The 19,596-nt window shown below is 54.6% G+C and carries 17 protein-coding genes; 7 read left to right on the forward strand and 10 right to left on the reverse strand.

The annotated features are described in order from the left end of the window. The first annotated feature begins 4 nt into the window (after positions 1 to 4). Together ACP9M6_RS09210 and ACP9M6_RS09215 are read left to right on the forward strand one after the other, a co-directional pair. On the forward strand, positions 5 to 484 hold the full coding sequence (locus ACP9M6_RS09210) for a hypothetical protein (protein WP_427450454.1): 480 nt from the start codon (positions 5 to 7) through the stop codon (positions 482 to 484). Continuing rightward, positions 484 to 711 carry a helix-turn-helix transcriptional regulator gene (locus ACP9M6_RS09215; protein WP_427450456.1) on the forward strand — a complete coding sequence of 76 codons (228 nt, stop codon included), beginning with the start codon at positions 484 to 486 and terminating at the stop codon, positions 709 to 711. Before ACP9M6_RS09210 ends, ACP9M6_RS09215 begins: the two co-directional genes overlap by 1 nt. Here the strand turns inward: ACP9M6_RS09215 and ACP9M6_RS09220 are convergent. Genes ACP9M6_RS09220 through radA form a run of 4 tightly spaced genes read right to left on the reverse strand, consistent with a single transcriptional unit; the run spans position 708 to position 5,037 of the window. After that, positions 708 to 1,424 carry an SDR family NAD(P)-dependent oxidoreductase gene (locus ACP9M6_RS09220; RefSeq protein WP_427450457.1) on the reverse strand — a complete coding sequence of 239 codons (717 nt, stop codon included), beginning with the start codon at positions 1,422 to 1,424 and terminating at the stop codon, positions 708 to 710. The two genes, ACP9M6_RS09215 and ACP9M6_RS09220, sit on opposite strands and share 4 nt — an antisense overlap. A 3-nt stretch (positions 1,425 to 1,427) precedes the next feature. Then, positions 1,428 to 2,894 carry an amidophosphoribosyltransferase gene (purF, locus tag ACP9M6_RS09225; protein ID WP_427450459.1) on the reverse strand — a complete coding sequence of 489 codons (1,467 nt, stop codon included), beginning with the start codon at positions 2,892 to 2,894 and terminating at the stop codon, positions 1,428 to 1,430. A gap of 4 nt (positions 2,895 to 2,898) precedes the next feature. Then, positions 2,899 to 3,615, reverse strand: a complete 717-nt coding sequence (locus ACP9M6_RS09230; protein ID WP_427450461.1) for a CvpA family protein — start codon at positions 3,613 to 3,615, stop codon at positions 2,899 to 2,901. 18 nt (positions 3,616 to 3,633) lie between these two features. After that, the gene (gene radA, locus ACP9M6_RS09235) at positions 3,634 to 5,037 is read right to left on the reverse strand and encodes a DNA repair protein RadA (RefSeq protein ID WP_427450463.1); all 1,404 of its coding nucleotides are present in this window, start codon (positions 5,035 to 5,037) and stop codon (positions 3,634 to 3,636) included. A gap of 123 nt (positions 5,038 to 5,160) precedes the next feature. On the opposite strand from radA, the gene ACP9M6_RS09240 reads away from it, so the two are divergent. Continuing rightward, positions 5,161 to 6,039: a hypothetical protein gene (locus ACP9M6_RS09240; RefSeq protein WP_427450465.1), complete on the forward strand. Its 879-nt coding sequence runs from the start codon at positions 5,161 to 5,163 to the stop codon at positions 6,037 to 6,039. Here the strand turns inward: ACP9M6_RS09240 and ACP9M6_RS09245 are convergent. From ACP9M6_RS09245 to ACP9M6_RS09255, 3 genes are all read right to left on the reverse strand, one after another. Further along, on the reverse strand, positions 6,036 to 6,779 hold the full coding sequence (locus ACP9M6_RS09245; RefSeq protein ID WP_427450467.1) for a DsbA family protein: 744 nt from the start codon (positions 6,777 to 6,779) through the stop codon (positions 6,036 to 6,038). The two genes, ACP9M6_RS09240 and ACP9M6_RS09245, sit on opposite strands and share 4 nt — an antisense overlap. A 58-nt stretch (positions 6,780 to 6,837) precedes the next feature. Next, entirely contained in the window at positions 6,838 to 8,247 is a 1,410-nt protein-coding gene (locus ACP9M6_RS09250) for a M48 family metalloprotease (RefSeq protein WP_427450469.1), read from the reverse strand. A 113-nt stretch (positions 8,248 to 8,360) separates the two neighbouring features. Further along, on the reverse strand, positions 8,361 to 11,393 hold the full coding sequence (locus ACP9M6_RS09255; protein WP_427450471.1) for an Rne/Rng family ribonuclease: 3,033 nt from the start codon (positions 11,391 to 11,393) through the stop codon (positions 8,361 to 8,363). Positions 11,394 to 11,798: 405 nt separating this feature from the next. Between ACP9M6_RS09255 and ACP9M6_RS09260 the strand changes: the two genes are divergently transcribed. The 4 genes from ACP9M6_RS09260 to ACP9M6_RS09275 all read left to right on the forward strand — a co-directional run bounded on the left by ACP9M6_RS09260 (position 11,799) and on the right by ACP9M6_RS09275 (position 17,732). Beyond that, positions 11,799 to 12,647 (forward strand): N-acetylmuramoyl-L-alanine amidase family protein, encoded by an 849-nt coding sequence (locus tag ACP9M6_RS09260; RefSeq protein WP_427450473.1) that lies wholly within the window; start codon positions 11,799 to 11,801, stop codon positions 12,645 to 12,647. 89 nt (positions 12,648 to 12,736) lie between these two features. Further along, entirely contained in the window at positions 12,737 to 15,559 is a 2,823-nt protein-coding gene (locus ACP9M6_RS09265) for a penicillin-binding protein 1A (RefSeq protein ID WP_427450474.1), read from the forward strand. A gap of 30 nt (positions 15,560 to 15,589) precedes the next feature. After that, positions 15,590 to 16,703, forward strand: a protein-coding gene (gene prfB, locus ACP9M6_RS09270; protein WP_427450475.1) for a peptide chain release factor 2 whose coding sequence is annotated in 2 segments (ribosomal slippage) — positions 15,590 to 15,658 and positions 15,660 to 16,703 — 1,113 coding nt in all. Because the reading frame shifts where the segments join, the coding sequence is not laid out codon by codon here. Next, entirely contained in the window at positions 16,704 to 17,732 is a 1,029-nt protein-coding gene (locus tag ACP9M6_RS09275) for a histone deacetylase family protein (protein ID WP_427450477.1), read from the forward strand. It begins immediately after the preceding gene. On the opposite strand, the gene ACP9M6_RS09280 is transcribed toward ACP9M6_RS09275, so the two are convergent. The 3 genes from ACP9M6_RS09280 to rpsU form a co-directional block, all read right to left on the reverse strand. Beyond that, entirely contained in the window at positions 17,729 to 18,382 is a 654-nt protein-coding gene (locus ACP9M6_RS09280) for a hypothetical protein (protein ID WP_427450478.1), read from the reverse strand. The two genes, ACP9M6_RS09275 and ACP9M6_RS09280, sit on opposite strands and share 4 nt — an antisense overlap. 69 nt (positions 18,383 to 18,451) lie before the next feature. Then, a complete protein-coding gene (locus tag ACP9M6_RS09285; protein WP_427450480.1) occupies positions 18,452 to 18,712 on the reverse strand; it encodes a hypothetical protein in 261 nt (86 codons plus the stop codon). Positions 18,713 to 19,188: 476 nt separating this feature from the next. After that, on the reverse strand, positions 19,189 to 19,425 hold the full coding sequence (rpsU, locus tag ACP9M6_RS09290; protein ID WP_427450482.1) for a 30S ribosomal protein S21: 237 nt from the start codon (positions 19,423 to 19,425) through the stop codon (positions 19,189 to 19,191). Positions 19,426 to 19,596: the final 171 nt, after the last annotated feature.

The following is a 19,596-nucleotide window of genomic DNA, read 5'->3' on the forward strand; positions in this document are numbered from 1 at the left end:
TCTTATGTCAGCTTTAAAGAAGTTCGTGACCGCGCTATCATACAAAGAGGCGCAGGCTTGGGTGTTTATGATTGTGAACATTCTTGTGATCGCCATCTATTCCAAAGAGGTTTTCAGTGGTCCAGATGTGATGAATGAAGCAGGTCTTCCGGCTGTGGCCGGACTAATTATTGTGGGCGTTTGTACGACCATTTTTACAATCCTTCTCATTATCCCGACCGCCATCATTTTCAATCGCACGGCGAATGATCCCGCTGATGAGCGGGACAAAAAAATCCGAGCCGAGGGCGGTGCGGTTGCCTTCTGGACATTGTTTATACTAACGGCGTCGACTTTGATTTCCTATGTCGCCCACCAATCCGGGGATATGCTTTTCCATTCTGTGTTGATTGCGATTTTGGCCGCACAATTTATTTTCGCGTGCGTTTTAGCCATTAAATATAGACGGATAGGGGCGCCGCTAATCTCTCGTGAGCAGGTGTAATGGGCGGTAAGAAAACAACCATCACCAATCATATCAAGCGGGTCAGGTTGGCCCGTACTGATTTGTCACAAGCTGCACTTGCCGAGCGCGTCGGGGCGACGCGGCAAACAATTATCGCTGTCGAGGCACAGAAATATGCGCCCTCGCTAGAATTGGCATTTCGGATTGCGCATGTGTTGGAAGAGCGGATTGACGAACTCTTCGTCTTTGCGCCGGATTGGGATTAGGCCGACCAGTCCCGAAATTTGACGAGGCCGCGTGTTTCGCCATATTCTGCACTCAACATTTCTTCGGCCAGTTTCGCAACGTCATCGGGGGAGGGGAGGTTTTTGGGGTCTTCGCCGGGCATGGCTTTCGCGCGCATCGCTGTGCGCGTTCCGCCGGGATCCAGGAGGTTAACCTTGATCTTTGTGATCGCAACTTCCTCGGCGTAAATATTGGACATTGCTTCCAGCGCAGCTTTCGAAGCCGCGTAAGCGCCCCAATAGGCGCGGTGGCTTTGCGCGACGGAAGAGGTCACAAAGACAACGCGTCCTGCATCCGACTCGCGCAGCAAGCCGTCCATTGAACGGAGCAGGCGGAAATTCGCTGTGACGTTGATGGACATTACATTTTCAAAAATCGTCGGGGATGTATGCGGCAGGAGTACGATATCACCCAGCATGGCAGCATTGGCGAAGAGCCCGTCCAAGCGGCCATAGCGTTCGTGTATGACTTTGCCGAGACGGTCGATGCCGTCGAAATCTTTGATATCCATCGGAACGAGCGTGCATTGCCCGCCCACCGCTTTGATAGCGTCGTCCAGATCTTCGAGCCCGCCCTGTGTGCGCGCCGTCGCGATGACATGTCCGCCTTGGGCCGCAAGGCGCAAGGCTGTGGCGTAGCCAATACCGCGAGAGGCCCCAGTGACGAGGTAGATACGTCCATCATGTTTTGACATTATTTACGCCACTTCCACGAGGAATGAGAGTTGCTTCCCGCCCAATAATTTGCGGTCGCGATCAATCAGTGGCGTCGGATAGCAACCCGTGAAACAGTGATCCGTATATTGCGGCGCATCTTCCTCGCGGTACTCTTCACCCATTGCCCAATAGAGACCTTCGACGGAGAGGAAGCCGAGACTGTCCACTTCCAACATGGAGGTCATTTCCTCCAGTGAATAATTGGCCGCGATCAGTTTGTCCTTGGTTGGCATATCAATACCGTAATGATCCGGGAATTTGATGGGCGGAGAGGCGGAGCGGAAATGAACTTCCTTGGCACCCGCCGCCTTAATCATGCGGACAATCTTGGTCGAGGTCGTCCCGCGGACAATGGAGTCGTCGACGAGGAGGACTCGCTTGCCCTCAATCATGGCGCGATTGGCCGAATGTTTTAGCTTCACACCCATATCCCGGATTTGCTGCGTTGGCTGAATAAAAGTCCGACCGACATAGTGATTGCGAATAATACCGAGCTCGAATGGAATACCGAGCTGCTGAGCAAAGCCTAATGCGGCGGGGACGCCACTATCCGGGACGGGGATGATGACATCGACATCGGCGGGGGTTTCCTCGGCGAGGCGTTGGCCCATCCGTTTGCGGACCTCGTAAACGCTCTTGCCGCCCACAATGGAGTCGGGACGGGCGAAATAGACAAATTCGAAAATACAGGGGCGGGATTCGGCATTCGGGAAAGCCGTAAAGCTGCGGATGCCATCTTCATTTATCACGACGACTTCGCCGGGCTCGACTTCGCGAATAAATTCCGCGTCGATCATATCAAAAGCACATGTTTCAGAAGCGAGGACATAGCTATCGCCAATCCGTCCAATGAGGAGGGGGCGAATGCCGTACCGGTCTCTAGCCCCGATAAGCATGTTTTCCGTCATTCCGACAAAGGCATAACCGCCATCGACCTGACGAATAGCGCCGACAAGGCGATCAATGAATTCGCCTTCTTTCGCGCGGGCGATGAGATGCATGACGACCTCTGTATCGGAGGTAGACTGAAAAATGGCACCTTTCTTCACGAGTTTTTCTTTGATCGTATAGGCATTGGTGATGTGGCCGTTATGGGCGAGGGCGAAACCACCTGTGTGAAGCTCAGAGAAGAGCGGCTGGACATTCCGCAGAACGGTTTGTCCTGCCGTCGAGTAGCGCACATGTCCGATCGATATGTGCCCGCCGAGACGCTCCGACGGGTCATCGCCCGTGAAGTTATCGCCGACAAGGCCGAGATGGCGTTCCGTCCGGAATTGCTGCCCATCCGTTGCCGCGATACCGCAGGCTTCCTGTCCGCGATGTTGCAGAGCATGGAGTCCAAGCGCCGTTAATGAGGCCGCATTCTCGAGGCCGAAAATACCGAAAACCCCGCATTCCTCGCGGATTTTATCCTCATGGGGGTCGAAGACTGTCTCGAGATCGCTCATGATTCTACCCTTCGGATTGATTGAGAAGTTCATCGGAGAGGCCGTCAATATCGCCCTCCTTGATGCGGTCGGCATAACTCTTCATTTTCGTGAAGGGCAGGGCGCGAATGGCTGCCCCGATTTTGTCCAGCATCGGATAAAATACGGAGTTTTCCAGCATTGTCGGGAGCGGTTTGGGCTCGGCTTCCATTTGTTCCCGCATGGATTTCGGCATTTGGCTAATGACCTCATCATAAATGCCTTGGGCCTGTAATGTGGCCTTATAGGTTTGGGCTTCATTGGAGGCCCTATTTCCCGCTGTGAGAATCATAACGCCAAGAGCCGCGATGATGAGGCCGCGCGCAATGCCAAAGCCCGCACCCAAGACACGGTCCAAAAACCCGCTTTCCCGTCCGGCGATTGATTTTCCAATCTTAGACATGATCAAGACCATGACGAGATATGTCAGGGCGAAAACGCCCAGCACTAAGGCCCCGTCTGCCAACCATTGCGGAGAGATAAAGTCCTGCGCCGCGAATCGAAACTGACCCCACACGAACAGCGTGATTGTGGCTGCGACTAGGAGCGCCGCAATAGAGACGACTTCGCGTAATAGCCCACGTGAAGCGGCATAGAGCATTGAAATCAGGAGTATAATCAGGACGACAACGTCAAACCCGTTGAATTCCCAAGGTCCTATCGTGACAAAATTTAGGAGATTGGCAGAGGTCTGCAATGTCATGGCGGGCGTGGGCTCCTGCTAGGCGGCCCAACTCGACGGATGGTCAAGACCGCTTTCTGTGCTGGCTTCTACACGGCGGATGAGGTCGGGCAAAGCCTTGATTGCAATCAGGGGCAGGGCGGAATTGTCGTTTTCGTCTCTCTTCTGTGGACGGGCCGTAATCGCGCGGTGAAAGCCGAGCTTCGCGGCTTCCTTGAGCCTCGCATCTGACCGACCCACAGGACGGACATCACCGGAAAGGCTAATCTCGCCAAAGACAACAGAGTCTGACGGCAGCGGGACGTCAAAAGCGGAGGAGGCAATAGCGGCTGCAACGGCAAGGTCAGCGGCAGGTTCATTGATGCGCAATCCTCCCGCAACGTTAAGGTAAACATCTTTTCCCGCAAAGCTGACGCCGCACCGTGTTTCCAAAACGGCCAAGACCATGGCGAGACGACTATTATCCCATCCCACGACAGACCGCCGGGGCGTCCCAAAGGCCGCGGGGGCCACGAGGGCTTGGATTTCGGTCAGGACAGGGCGAGACCCCTCAAGCCCTGCGAAGACTGCCGCGCCGGAGGAGGTTTCGCCGCGCCCATCGAGGAAGAGGGCGGACGGGTTTGGAACTTCTGACAAGCCGCTCTCACGCATTTCAAACACGCCGATTTCATCCGTCGGACCAAAGCGGTTTTTATGCGCGCGCAAGATCCGGAACTGATGCGCACGATCGCCTTCGAAATAGAGCACGGCATCGACCATATGTTCGACGACGCGCGGGCCAGCGATCTGTCCATCTTTCGTCACGTGTCCGACGAGGATGACACAGGCTCCGCTCTTCTTGGCAAAGCGGGTCAGTTCCTGCGCGCAAGCCCGCACTTGCGCTACGGTGCCGGGGGCCGCACCCAGTTGGTCGGTCCAGAGCGTTTGAATAGAGTCGATAATCACAACATCCGGCTTCGCGGAAATGAGCCCGTCCAAAATTGGTCCCAGCGATGTTTCCGCGCCGAGGGACACAGGCTGTTCCGAAACGCCGAGACGTTTTGCGCGTCGCCTTACTTGTCCAGTTGATTCTTCGCCGGAAATATAGGCGGTATTAAACCCGCCCTCGGCCAGCTTACCTGTTGCTTGCAGGAGTAAGGTGGATTTCCCTATGCCCGGATCCCCGCCGACGAGAAGGGCGGAGCCTGGCACCAAACCACCTCCGGTGACGCGGTCCAATTCGGCAATGCCCGTCTTTAACCGCGCGACATCAGGCGACTCCCCGCCGAGATCAACAAATTCCATACCGCGCCCTTTGCGGCGTTTATGGGCGGGTTTTGCGTTTTGGCTCTGCGCTTCTTCGACAAGACTGTTCCACTCGCCACAGGAATCGCAACGTCCCGCCCATTTGCCGTGAACGGTCCCGCAGGATTGACAGACGAAGATGGAAGACGGCTTTGGCATAATTTGCTTTCCCACGCGGAACTGCATTTGTCAAAGAGTGTTTATGTTTTGTTCTGATTGCCGTGGAGGGAATATTAACCCTGCCTCTCTCATAATATGACAGATTTTGGGAAAGGGTTTGACGTGGGAACAGCCACACCATCAAAAATGAATGTTGTGCGAAAGCTTGCACTGGGCGCAATGAGTGCGCTGGCCTTAGTCGCCGTCGCGAATGCGGCCGTGAATGATCGCCCATTTTTCCGCGCGAATGCGGTCGTCATAGTTTTTTCCGGCGGTGATTTTGTCGAAAATAACGGTGTTGCACCACTCGTGCATGATTTCGTGCTATTGGACGATGTGACATCCGGTGAGGCGGGTAACGATCTGATCGCACAAGACGGTGTCCCCGTGAACTTTCCATTCGATCCGATAAGTGATGGGACCTCAGGCGGCTGGCCGTTTGAGATTACGGGCCAGACCTTTGGCGGGGCTTATCAGAACAACCCTTCCTTCCAGATGCTGGATGCCAATGACAGTTACACAGCCTTTGGTCTGGACAATAATACAGACATTGACCTGTTGGGAACAAATACACGCTTTGCCTGGTTTTTTGTGACGTCCAATACGGCCTTTGACATTTACGCGCAGGCGACAAATCTTGAAACGAGTGGTGATTTTAGCGGGCTGGGTTATGCAAATATCGGCTATCAATTGATTGAGTTTGCACCGGCCTCTGCATCGATTGGCCAACGCGCACAGCGACCTTCTGTGGGTGGGGACGGTATTGTGATTGGTCGCAACACAACAGGGTCAACATTGGATGATCTTTCAGCGGGAGACACGAAAGTCTTTGACGGCGGCCGTCGGACGGCGCGCATACCCGGCTCGATTGCACAACAAGCCGCAGGCTTTGCCAGCGTTTACCGCCTGCGGGCGTCACCCGTGACGGGCAATAGCTATGATTTCTCGCAGGGCATCGGCAAACTGTCTGCCGATGTGACCTATACGGTATTCGCGCCTTAGCCGTTAAGTGCATCTTCCAGAAGTTGCTCAAGACGACGCGTATCCGCACCGGACACATATTCATCACCAATCACAAAGAACGGTGTGCCCGTCAGAGCAGGTAAGCGATTGGCGAGTATAAGCGTATCTTCAATATGTTGTTCAATGGATGGATCCGCGAGGTCTGCATCGAATTTCCGCATATCCAGACCGACCTCTTCGGCCAGATCACGAATGCTGTCTGCCGTCAGGCTTTTCGATTCCATCAGGGCGAAGTGCATGGCTGAATATTTACCCTGACGCGCGGCGGCGAGGGCGGCCTTCGCGGCTGGACGGGATGTCTTGGTCCGATTGTCAAGAATGGGGAGCTCTTTGAACACAACGCGGATATCATCGCCATGTTCTTCAATCGCCTCTTTGACCCAAGGTGTCGCGCGTTTGCAGAACCCACAATTATAATCGAAAAATTCGACAATGGTGACTTTGGCATCTTTCGGCCCGATGGAGACGTCGCGCGGATCATTTTCGAGGGCGTCTCTGGCCGCAACGATTGACGCGCGGTTGAGTTCTTCCTCCGCCGCCATTTCTTTGACTTGCAGGGCTTCAATGGCTTCGCGAATGATTTCGGGGTTTTCGAGGAGATAGCTTCGCACGATCTCTTCGATCTCGGTTTTATTCAGATCAGTCGTTGGGCCGGCTTCGGCGCAACCGGAAATCATCAGGCCAGCCGTCGCGATGGACGTCATTAAAAGGGTTCTCATGGCAATATCTTTCGTCAGGACGCGCGGACGCGGTTACGGACTCTATAAGGTATAAATATCAGCGGGTGGTTAAGGAGACGAGGGGTTTGCGCCCCGCCCGACGGCGGCCATCTTTGGTCGCTAACTGTGTCTCTGCGACGACAACTATATCCGAGGCCCGACGCCATTGCGGCAGTGTGCGGGGGAGGTCTTCCTGCGCACGTTGGGCAAAAGACCGGGCACTGACAATATCGCCGCGCGCATAGAACCGTTCCGCCGTTGCATATTTGGCCAGGGCGTCTTCACCTTGTGCGGCATAGACATCGGCCAGAAGACGCCAAGCATGGGCGTTATTCGGCTCATATTGCAGCGCAGCTTTCAGGAGTTCGACAGCGCGCGTGTAATCGCCCGTATCGCGGGTTTGCATTTTTGATTGGGCCAGCGCGATCATAAGGAGAGGCGCGTCAGGTTTGCGGTCCAACGCATCTTGGGCCGGCGCAATTGACGCTTCACCTTGGCCGGACTCATAAAGGATTTGCGCCTTCAACTCGTAGAAATACGGATTGCCGGGTTCTTCCTCAATCAAACTATCAATCTCTTTAATCGCCTGTTTTAGGTCGGCCTGTTTGAAGTTGGCCACGGCGCGGGCATAGCGGGCATATTGAGATTGGTCGGAGAGTGGGAAGCGGGAATAGACGAGCTGCGGCCCTTCGAGGAAGCCCCGCAATTTTGCCTGCATCATCTTGTGCTTATGAATTTCTTCGGGTGTGTCTGTTTTGCCCGTATGTTCAGAATCGCGAACTTTTTCACGCAGGGCGTCAATGCGGTCAGCCGAGAGTGGATGCCCACGAAAATAGGGATAGCGTCGTGCTTGGCTCAGCACTTCTTGCGCGCGGAAGTTTTCGAAAAATTCGATCAAGCCTTCACTGCTCTGACCCGTGCGGTCCATATATTCGAACGCATATTGATCAGCCGCGGCTTCATTTACGCGGGAATAGGCGAGAGCTTCGAGGACGCCGAATTGCTGCGACCCACCAATAACGAGTGCGCCCGCTTCAGCTTCCCCAGCGAGGATAGCGGCAAGGCCAAGACCCGCTGCGATGAGCATAGCGCCATAGGCGCTGCGATTGCCGTAATCTGATCGCACAATATGCCCGCCCGTAATATGGCCCGTCTCATGCGCGATCACGCCTTTGAGCTGGTTCGGATTGTCGGCTTCGAGTATGAGGCCGGAATGGAGAAATATGTTCTGTCCGCGCGTGACGAAAGCATTCAGGGACGGATCATTGACGAGGTAGATATCGACGGAGGATGGGTTTAGCCCGCCTGCGCGTAAAATCGGATCCGTAAACTCCCGCAGCGTTTCTTCAATCTCGGTATCCCGCAGCAGGGATTGCGCATTGGCTTGCGCCGCACAAACACAGACCGAAAGGCATGCGATCAGAAATAGTCTCAGCCGTTTGGCGAGGTGGAGAGGCCTGTGAGTCATAAGCATGATGTGAGACCTCTCCGTAAAACCGTCAAGTTACGCCGCCTCCATGTATCAGTGACATTTTCGTGACCACTGACCCTGGTATGGCGACATAAGTTATATTCATCAGCCTATTTACGGCGTGACCACCACCCGCGTTTCTTCTTTTTCTCTGGCGCTTTTTCAGGTGCGGCCTTTGACGGCGCAACAGCCGGTTTAGGCGTAGCTGCGGCTTCGGCTTTCGGCGTTTCAGCAGCAGGTTTCGCTTTTGCCGGCGCTTTGCGGGTCCGCGTTGGTTTGGCTTCAGATGCAACCGGGTCTGCTTTCGCTTTTGGCGCTGCTTTCTTGGCGGGAGCTTTCTTCGCCGGAGCCTTTTTTGCAGCAGGAGCTTTTTTCGCCGGTGCTTTCCGCGTTGCTTTCGGCTTCGCCTCCGCTTGGGCTTCGGGCTCTGCTTTTTTGGCAGGGGCCTTCCGCTTACGTGCAGGCTTAGGCGCGTCCTCCGTCACCGCCGTTTCCGCGGCCTTTTTCGCCGGGGCTTTGCGAGTCCGTTTCGGCTTTGCGGGCGCGTCGTCTTTTGGCGCTTCCTCTTTAGCCTTCGCAGGCGCTTTCCGCGTCCGCTTTGGTGCAACCTTCGCTTCAGTTTCCGCGTCAGCTTTTTTCGAAGGTGCCCGACGTTTCCGTGCGGGTTTCGCCGGGGCTTCAGTTTCCGCCTCAGCCTTTTTCACAGGTGCTTTACGCGTCCGTTTCGGCTTGGGCGTCTCGGATGTTTCCGTGGTCTCAGCTTTTTTGGCTGGCGCACGGCGAGTCCGCTTAGGCTTATCTTCCGTGACTTCGGCAGTGTCCGCTTTAGCCTTAGCAGGCGCGCGACGCTTACGAGTTGGCTTCGGCTTATCCTCGGACGCGACCTCAGTGTCCGAACTGGACTTCCGGCTTGGCGCCTTGCGACGTGTGCCGGAACGTGGCTTTGGCTTGTCTTCCGCTTCCGGCGTTTCGGTTTTCGCTTCCGCCATATCAGACTTTGTCTCGGCAGATTTCGATGGCGCGCGACGACGGCGACGTTTTGGCTTGGTCTCAGCCTCGTCCTTCGCTGTGTCAGTTTTAGGCTCAATCACCTCAAGCGCGTCATCAGAGGATGAATTCTCAGATTCGTTATTCTGATTTTCTGTATTCCGCGAACGACCCCGTCCACCGCGACGCCCCCGACGGGACCGACGACGACCGGAACGACGATTATCATCGTTCTCTTCATCAGAGGAATCAGACTTAGCGGATTCGGATGAGTCGGACTCGTCTTCGTCTTTTTCTTTAGACTTTGGTTTCGGCTTGCGCTTGGACTGCTCGATCTCTTTCTTGAAGTCCTGCTCGATTTTCACAAGCGGGTCTTTGCGCTTATCACCACGCTTCTCTATGACTTCGAGTTCGAAATTCGGACGAATGAGATCATCATCGCCTACGACTTCGGTGAAGACATCTGCGACCTGATCGACTTGCGTCAGCAAATTGCGCTTCTCATTCAAGAGATAAAGCGCCACATCCTGCGACGTCTTCAGGCGAATGCGCTTGGCTTTCCCGCGCACGGCGAAATCTTCAACAGCGCGGATCGCGGCGAGGGCCGAGCTTTCAATTGTCCGCTTACGTCCAACACCACCACAATGTGGGCAGGAGGTTGTCGAGCCTTCGAGAAGGGAGCGACGACGACGCTGACGGCTGATTTCCATCAAACCGAATTGTGAAATGCGAGAGGTTTGGATGCGGGCACGATCCTGTGATAGGGCCTCCTTCATCTTGCGCTCAACGGCGCGGTTATTCTTGTTCTCGTCCATATCAATGAAATCGACAACGATGAGCCCTGCCAAGTCGCGCAGACGCATTTGACGCGCGAGCTCTTCGGCGGCTTCGATATTGGTTTTCAAAGCTGTGCGCTCAATATTGCGTTCTTTTGTTGAACGGCCTGAGTTCACATCGACGGAGATCAACGCTTCCGTCGGATGAATCACGAGATAGCCACCGGATTTCAGTTGGACCGTGGCATCGAGCGAGTTCTCGATCTGCTTCTCCGCGCCGTAGCGTAGGAAGAGCGGGATTTCATCATCATATTGTTTCACGAATTTCGCGTGACTCGGCATTAGCATATTGATGAAGGTGCTGGCCGTGTCATAGGCATCGTCGCCCTGAACAAGAATTTCCTCAATGTCTTTATTATAGAGATCGCGGATAGAGCGTTTAACGAGATTGCCTTCCTCATGGATGAGGGCAGGGGCACTGGAATTCATCGTCGTTTCGCGGATTTCAGACCAGAGACGGGAGAGATAGTCATAATCCCGTTCAATCTCGGCCTTGGTGCGTTTTGCCCCAGCGGTCCGGACAATCACGCCCATACCTTTGGGGACATCCAAGCCGCCCATGATGGATTTCAGACGTTTGCGATCTGACCCATTAGAAATCTTACGCGAAATACCGCCGCCACGCGGGGTGTTTGGCATCAACACGCAATAGCGTCCGGCGAGGGACAGGTAAGTTGTCATCGCTGCGCCTTTATTCCCGCGCTCTTCCTTTACGGCTTGGACGAGGAGAATTTGGCCACGTTTGATGACTTCTTGAATTTTGTACCGACGGCGCGAAATACGCTTACGGCGTTTGACGGCGACGTTGACCTGCTCATCCGCGATTTCGGCATCATTTTCATCTGTCGCGTCATCATCATCGGGGTCGAGGTTTTCGTCACGCTCTTCTTCCTCGTCATCGGAATCATCTTCGGATCCGTCGTCCTCATCCTCATCATCTTCAGACTCGTCATCCTCGTCTGATTTTGTACGGGACTTGCGCTTGGCATGGGACGCCTTGCGCTTTTCCTCTTCCTCATCCGCGCGGCGCTGATCTTCCTCTTCCTGTTCTTTCAGGGCGAGTTTGTCAGCTTCCGGAATTTTATAATAATCCGGATGGATTTCGGAAAAGGCGAGGAAGCCGTGACGGTTTCCACCATATTCGATGAAAGCGGCCTGTAGGGAGGGTTCAACGCGTGTGACGCGGGCGAGATAGACATTGCCGCGGAGTTGCCGCTTGTGACGGCTCTCAAAGTCTAGTTCTTCAACACGGTTGGCATCGACGATGACCACGCGGGTTTCTTCCGGGTGGGCTGCATCGATAAGCATACGTTTTGTCATGGTGTTCTCCGGGGGTTCGCGCGTCTGCCCAACATTTGGGTCGCTGCGAAACAAAAAGGGTTGGAATGAGGTTCAGGGCCGCCAAGCGCAGGATGCGGACCGCGGGAGCGGTCTCTTTCGTCATCACTGTCTGTTGCAAGGCGTGCATAAAAACTTTCGAGATGCAGTCAGGCAAAGTGCCGAAAACTGCGTGCAAAAGGCGAGGGGGCATAAGGTTCAGCCAGCCGGACTCGCGTTTCAGTCGCGTCTGTGCCTCATTTTCGCCAAAAGGGCAAAGCATTTGTCAGTTTCATGACGGTCAGTTGGATTGTCCTGAAAAACAGTGGGAACGGAGCCTTCTTTTCGCACCACTCATTCGCCTTTGATAAGACTTTATTCACCATGAAATCTGCATAAGCCTGACCTGTGAAAGCTCTCTTTAAGATCGCTGTACCCATAATGCTGCTCAGTCCGGTGATGGCTTGGGCTGGTGTGCCCGTGCCGCGTATCAAGCCCAAGGGGGAGACGGCGCAGCCTGTTGTGGTCGTCGATCAGAATCGATTTGTAGGCATTCCCTATCCCATTCTTAAGCCCATTCGAAAGATTGTGCGCAAACCCGTTATCGTGATTGACCCAGGCCATGGCGGGCGCGACCCCGGCGCCGTTGGGGCCAAGGGGACATTGGAAAAGACGATTACGACGGCGGCTGCAAATGAACTGGCGGCGCTCTTACGATCCTCTGGAAAATATGATGTCATCATCACGCGGACATCCGATGTTTATGTCGATCATGATGACCGCCTTCGCATTGCGCGGACGGGGCAGGCGGACTTGTTCATTTCTATCCATGCCGACTCGACGGCGAGTAAATCCGCACGTGGGGCTTCGGTTTATACATTGGCTGATCGCGCAAAAGGCCGTCAGAAGCGGATCGTGAATAACCAGAACTGGATTTTGGACGTTGACCTCTCAAAGGAAAGCGACCCCGTCGGGGATATTCTCGTCGATTTGGCGCAACGCAAGACCGAGAGCCAATCCGACGAATTCGCGGAAATGTTGCTGGCGGAATTGGAAGGGAAGACAAAGCTGATCGGAAATTCCCATCGCCGCGCCGGATATTATGTTCTGTTAGCGCCAGATGTGCCTGCCGTGCTCTTGGAACTGGGGTTCTTGTCAAATCTTGAGGATGAGAAACTGCTCAAGAAAAAATCGCATCGTGATAAGATTACTAAGGCCGTTGCGAAGACGATTGACGACTATATGGCGAACCGCTGAAGTCTAAGCTGAAGCTAGGTCTTTATTATAGGCTTTCGCCTCTGTAACACCCCAATATGGCCGCATTCGGCCTCCAGATGATTCGAGCTATGACTGAAACACTCACGCCCCTAGATCAGCCTGACACACCCAAGAAACGGTCCCGTTTTTGGAATATCGTGAAATGGTTATTCATTGTCGGGCTTGTCGGCGGTCTGATTGCAGCGATTGTGATTTTCGTTTTCATCGTGCGGTCTACCCGCGACTTGCCGAGTGTGCAAAGTCTCTCCGAATATAGTCCGCCCGTGATGAGCCGTGTTCATGCAGGTGACGGTAAACTCATCAGTGAATTCAGAACGGAAGCCCGCGTATTTGTCCCGATTGAGACGGTGCCGACAAATTTGCAGCGCGCTTTTGTTTCGTCCGAAGACCAGCGGTTTTACACACATAATGGCTGGGACCCGAAAGGGCTTTTGCGCGCGGCCCTCACTGGCGTCCCAAAATACCTACAAGGCAAACGAGTCGGCGGGACATCTACGATTACGCAGCAAGTCGCGAAAAACTTCCTCGTCGGGGATGATTATTCAATCCGTCGCAAAGTCCGCGAAATTGCGATTGCACGCCGGATGGAAGAGGCCTTGAGTAAGGACGAAATCCTCGAGCTCTATTTGAATGATAACTATTTCGGGCGTGGCGCTTATGGCGTGGCGACGGCGTCGCTGAACATATTTGGTAAGAACATGGATCAGTTAACGTTGGGCGAGATGGCCTATCTCGCGCTCGTCGTGAAGGGCCCATCCAATTATGAATTGGATGTTCCGGTCGAAAAAGATCGCGCTTTGGCCCGTCGTCGCTATGTCTTGGGACGTATGGTTGATGACGGTTACATCACGCAGGAACAAGCTGATGCGGCCAATGCCGAAGATCTGATCCCCGTCGACCGTCTACTCGGAGATGAATATCTTGCGGCGGAATATTTCGTCGAGGAAGCGCGGAAACAGATCTACACGATGTATGGTCAGGACGAGCTCTACGAGGGTGGCCTGTCCATCCGTACAACGCTCGACACGTCCATGCAGTTGGAGGGCCGTCGCGCCCTGCGCCGGGGTCTGGAGATGATGGACCGTCGCCATGGCTATCGTGGGCCGCTTGCGACGCTGGACTCGATGGATGATTGGAAGCTGAAACTGGCAGAGGTCGTAGCGCCAGCCGATATTGGCGATTGGCGCAAAGCCATTGTGCTGGAAGCTTCCGACACATCCGCGAAACTCGCTTTCATTCCAGAGGTTGAACTGAAGGAAGAAGAAGATTTTCCCGAAACCGACTCACGCGGAACATTGGCGCTGGCCGATATCGCGTGGGCGAAAAAAGCCCTCGCCAAAGGCGCTGTAGGGCCGGAGGTCACCTCCGTTAAATCCGTCGTGAAAACAGGCGATGTCATTCTCGTGCAACGCAAGCCTGTAAAAGAGGGCGAAGCGCCATCGACCGAATATAATCTTCGCCAAGTGCCAAAAGCCAATGGCGGCCTTATCGCAATGGACCCGAATACAGGACGTGTCTTGGCGATGGTCGGCGGTTATAGTTTTGAACAGTCCCAGTTCAACCGCGTCACACAAGCCAAACGACAACCGGGTTCCGCCTTTAAGCCTTTTGTTTACGCGGCTGCATTGAATGAAGGTTTCACGCCTTCCAGCCAAATTCTGGACGCACCTTTCGTGATTGAGCGCAGTGACGCCGATTGCGAAGACGAACGGGGCGATCTGCAATTACGCGGGTCGCAAGAGGAGCGCGATGAAAGCGAGTTTACGTCGGAAGAAGAAGAGTGCGAACGCTTCTATAAGCCAGAAAACTATAATGCGGGAAATTTCTACGGGCTCTCAACGCTTCGCTTGGGCATTGAGAAATCGCGGAATGCGATGACCGTGCGTTTGGCCAATGAGATGGGCATGGCCCCCGTCATGCGCCTATCCAAAGATTTCGGCATTTATGACGAACCCCGCCCGGAACTCGCTTGGGCACTGGGGGCTGGCGAGACGACAGTCTTACGTATGGCGACGGCCTATTCCGCGATGATAAATGGCGGAAAGATGGTGGAGCCGCGCATCCTTGACCGTGTGCAGGATGGTGACGGGAAAACAGTTTTCAATGCGTTTGAAGTCGAGTGTGCGGATTGTCGTCAGGACGACTATCTCGGTGGGCCACCGCCCAACTTGCCCGACACGCGGGAACAGGTGATCGACCCCGTCACAGCCTATCAGATGACCTATATCATGCAGGGCGTTGTTGAGAACGGCACGGGTGCGCGTTTGCGGTCTCTAGGTCGTCCATTAGGCGGTAAGACCGGAACAACGAATGATAGTTTCGATAACTGGTTTATGGGTTTCTCACCCGACCTCGTTGTTGGGGTCTATGTTGGGGTTGATACGCCGGAACAGATGGGCCGCGAGACGGGATCATCCTCTGCAGCGCCAATTGTGAAAGATTTTCTTGAAACTGTCCTCGAAGGCCAGGCTAAAGTGCCGTTCCGCATTCCGGACGGTGTGACCCTCGCGCCCGTCAATCGTGCGACGGGAGAGCCTACCTATATCGGCGCGCCGGACTTTATTTTGGAAGCGTTCAAACCCGGTACGGAACCGACCGTTGGGAGTTTGAAGCGCACAATCCGTGTTGGCTCGGGTACAGATTCGCTGGGCGGATTTTTCGGCTCTGACCTTCCGTCCGCTACCGGGGACGACAAAGCGTCGGAAGGGGAGGAGGCGGAAGCTACAGATGAAGGTGTCGAGACGGATTTAGAGGCCGTCCTCGACCGCGCGACCAACGCTGTCAACGACACGGGGACCGAGGCGAGACCGGATATGCCGGATGAAACTAAATTACCCGAAGTCCAAACTGAGAAACCCGTCGAAAAGGCGCTGGACGACGGCTTGTACTAAGCCCGATTTAAAGCCATATCAGCTCTCGTTATGAGAGCTGATATTCTTCAAATGCAAACCGATATTGAGCAGTCCGTTGAACTGCTGAGGAGGCGTCTTTGACTGGGATGTCGCTGAACGCCGCCTCGCGGAACTGAACAATCTCGCCGAAGATCCGACCCTGTGGGATAAGCCGCAGGAAGCCCAAAAGCTGATGCAGGAACGCTCCAAATTGGAAAATGCGTTCGAGGCGATCAACAAAATCCAGACCGAGCTGACGGATAATGTCGAACTCGCCGAGCTCGCCGAAATGGATGAGGATAATGAGCTTCTCAACGCTGCTGCGGAAGCCCTGACAAAAACCAAGAAAGCCGCCGACGCCGCAGAACTCATCGCCCTGATGAGCGGAGAGGCTGACGGCAATGACTGCTTCGTCGAAATCCATCCCGGTGCGGGCGGAACAGAGGCACAGGATTGGGCCGAAATGGTGCTGCGCATGTATATGCGCTGGGCGAATTCCAAAGGTATGAAAACCGAATTGCTGGAGGCGCAAGACGGCGACGGGGCAGGGATCAAATCCGCGACTTTGCGCATCAAGGGCGAGAATGCTTTTGGCTGGATGAAGACTGAATCTGGCGTCCATCGTCTCGTGCGGATTTCGCCCTATGATAGCTCCGCGCGTCGCCATACCAGCTTCGCCTCTGTCTGGGTCTACCCCGAAATTGACGACACAATAGATATTGAAATCAACGAGTCTGATTGCCGCGTAGACACCTACCGCGCGTCAGGGGCGGGCGGTCAGCACATCAACAAAACTGACTCCGCCGTGCGTATCACTCATGAACCGTCCGGCATTGTCGTGCAGTGTCAGTCTGACCGCAGCCAGCACAAGAACCGCTCCCAAGCGTGGGACATGCTCCGCGCGCGACTCTACGAGGAAGAACTCCGCAAGCGCGAGGAAGAAGCGCAAGCGCAAGCAGACAGCAAATCAGAAATCGGTTGGGGTCACCAAATCCGCTCTTACGTTTTGCAGCCCTACCAGATGGTCAAGGACCTCCGGACTGCGGTTGAAACTTCAGACACAAGCGGTGTTCTGGATGGTGATTTGGATCAATTTATGGCGGCAGCGCTGAGTGCACGGGTCGGGGCCGACGCGGAGACGTAAGTGAAGGTATTTCATACAGACGCCCATGTCTTACATGCACCCAAGGCCGAGTTGCATCGCGGACAGATGGTATCGCCCCATGAGTCACCACGCCGGATGGAGCAATTGATTGCGGGGATGGAACGCGCTGGGTTTTCGCGGGATAGCTTTCTGGGCCCGAGCGCTCATGATCTCTCAGCCATTACAGCCGTTCACACACCGGACTATATTGAGTTCCTCCAGACCGCTTGGCGGCGCTGGCAGGATGCGGGATATTCCGGTGATGTCCTGCCCATGAGTTATCCCATGAACCCGCGCCGTGCGAAGCCGCCCATAGATATTGACGGCGCTGCGGGTTTTTTCTGTAGCTCCTCCGACACCGTCATCACTGAGACTAGTTGGACAGCGCTGAGTGCGATTGCGGATTGTGCGTTAAGTGCCGCTGATGAGGCGGCTAAGGGTGGCTCAGCCTTCGCTCTCGTTCGTCCACCGGGGCATCATGCAGGTGCCGCCTATATGTCGGGCTATTGCCTGCTCAACACGCCCGCGATTGCGGCGCAGGCTTTGCGGGATGTAGGGGCAGAACGGGTTGGCATTTTGGATGTGGATTTCCATCACGGAAATGGGACGCAGGATATATTCTATGGCCGCGATGATGTGTTTTTTGCGTCCATCCACGGTCACCCCGATCATCATTTCCCCTATTTCTGGGGGCATAAGGACGAGACGGGAGACGGCGCGGGTGAGGGCTTCACGGTCAATTACCCGCTTGCGCCCGGAACGGCCTATGATCTCTGGTCGGAAGCCTTGGAGTCGGCCATGGACCGCATACGTCAATTTGGAGCCGATGCGCTGGTCGTGTCATTGGGTGTGGACACGTTTGAGCGTGATCCGATTTCATCCTTCAAACTGACAACGCCCGACTATGCCCGCTATGGCGAACGGATTGCGACATTGGGATTGCCGACGACCTTCATCATGGAAGGCGGCTATGGCGTGCCGGAAATAGGCGACAACACCGCCAATGTCCTGACGGGTTTTTTGGCTTAAGCCGCGTCGAGCAGGGGACGTAGTCCCGCATCGATTTCTGGACATTCCTCGCGGATAAAGTCGAGCAGGGCGCGTTCATTGGCGTCGATTTGTCCGTCCTTACGGATGGCATTGACGAGCCAACTGGCCTCTGTTTCGGTGATTTGAACGGCGTCCTTATGTGCGGCGTCATCCATCACAAAGGATCGGGGTGCATCAGACGATTTACGCCCAAAAACTTCGGCGAAAGCATTCAGGACATCTTTGAAACCCAAACTCGCCCAGCTGCCTTTCAGCGATTTCTCGCTGTTCAACCAGTCTTCCCGACGTAATAGTTCTTCCTTGGACGGCGTTGCGGGAGCAGCGACCATCATCAAATGGTTGGCAATCGCGCCGACGAAGAAACGCTGCCATTCGGGATCATTGTCCTTGCCGGATGTCGCCTCATTCAGGGCGAAAATTTCTTCGGCTTCCAGTTTCGTGATGCCCATGCCGCCCGCACTGCCGGCGGAATAGAAAACACGGCGGAGCAGTTCGATTTCAGCTTTACCGATCACCCCCGGTGTTAATTTCGAATGCCCGACATACCCACGACCCGTCATGACGGCCTCTTTGACTTGTTTCAGAGCATAGGCTTCCAACCGTTCACCCGGCGCTTCCGCGACTTTCAATACATTGAGGAGAAGGCGGAGTTCCGTTTCCGTTTCGACAACGCCGTCATGATCGATGCGCGCGATCAGCTAGCTTGCCATCGCTTCATTTATATGGCCTTCGGGCTGACCCTGATGGACGAGGTGCGTTGTCAGCACGAGGGTAAAGTAATCCGCCCAATCGGCGGGCTTGGTGTCTAGTGCATCCAGTTGGAACAGCGCGTCAGCCTCGCTCATGGAAATTTTCATATCCGCCCCAAATTCCCGTCGCAATTCCAGCAATTGCTCAGGTGTCATGGCATTCGCGGACAGCATGTCCTTGATGAGTTTTGCAGCGTTGTCAGACGGCATATCGGCCCCCAATCAGTTGGTTTGGGAGGAGGCTTTACGCGAAAATGCTGAAAAACCTGCTAACGCTTTGTACAAGGCTTGAAACTTTGCTTTGCAGTTATCAGCTCTGGTTCACGAAAAGGAGGACCATTTTATGGCCAAATTTTTGGAAAACCTCATCTAGAGCGGGTGAAGCACCGTTCGGAAATATTGTCCTGAGGTTTTGAGACTAACTTGGAATCAGACCTGTGGTAGCAGTGCTTTCATGGGCGATGAGCAGTAGCATGTCGTATAAATCTGGCCTCCTTTGGGTGCTTCCAAAGAGGTTATAAAGAGGAAAGGTCGGCAATATGCATTTGATGCGGATACCACCAGCTCTGCTGGACGCGTAGAAGCAGAAGAATGTCTCTAGAAAGCCTTTTGTCTCATTTTAATTTGACCCAACAAAAAAGCCGCCCCCGAGGGAACGGCTGCTTCGTTTGGCTTTTCGTCGCGACCTAGCGGCGCGCAGGTTTTTTCTTCGAAGGGATCAGACCTTCGATCTGGGCACGTTTACGGGCCAGTTTGCGGGCGCGACGGACGGCTTCCTGCGCTTCGCGAACGCGTTTCTCGGATGGCTTCTCGTAATGTTTACGCGCTTTGATTTCGCGCAAGATGCCTTCATTTTGCATCTTCTTTTTCAGGGCGCGGAGGGCCTGATCAACATTATTCTGACGGACGTAAATCTCAACCATGTTCGGTTATCTCGTTTCTATCTTCAAAAGCCAAAAGCCCCGCTACGGTCGCAGGGCCCTTCAAGTTGGGCGCTACCTACAGGGTTGCGGCGGCGTCGTAAAGGGCGGAATTGCACACATAAAAGCCCAAATTCGGGTGTCATGGACCGATTTCTGCGGCATATCCTACCC

The sequence above is a fragment of the Litorimonas sp. WD9-15 genome (assembly GCF_050271975.1).
In the GTDB taxonomy this organism is placed as follows: Bacteria; Pseudomonadota; Alphaproteobacteria; order Caulobacterales; family Maricaulaceae; genus Litorimonas.